This window comes from Tritonibacter sp. SIMBA_163, from assembly GCF_046535935.1.
Lineage (GTDB): Bacteria > Pseudomonadota > Alphaproteobacteria > Rhodobacterales > Rhodobacteraceae > Epibacterium > Epibacterium scottomollicae.
This window is the reverse complement of the sequence record NZ_JAWJBP010000474.1, coordinates 1-270: the sequence shown is the minus strand read 5'-3', so window position 1 is coordinate 270 and position 270 is coordinate 1. Positions and strand designations below refer to the sequence as shown.

General features: G+C 40.0%; 1 protein-coding gene. It reads left to right on the top strand.

Annotation, left to right across the window (positions count from 1 at the left end):
- A partial coding sequence (locus R0J92_RS23175) for a hypothetical protein (protein WP_411053401.1) occupies positions 1–270 on the top strand: 270 nt, incomplete at both ends.

The following is a 270-nucleotide window of genomic DNA, read 5'->3' as shown; positions in this document are numbered from 1 at the left end:
CGGTCTTTCGGACACTCATATCTTTGATACTGGTCAAGGGTTGTGTCCTTTTGAAAGAACTGAAGCAAAATTGGTTCTTGGAATTGAAGACATTGCATTTCAACCCACTAAAACCATTGCACGATTAAAACAAGCACTTTATGTTTTTTCTGATTGGGAATACAATTTGGTTGGTTGGAACTGTGAACATCTTGGTCGCCTGATTGCAACAGATCAACCCAGATGTTATCAAAGCCGTTTTATGTGGTGGATGTGTAACCTGACTCCTTC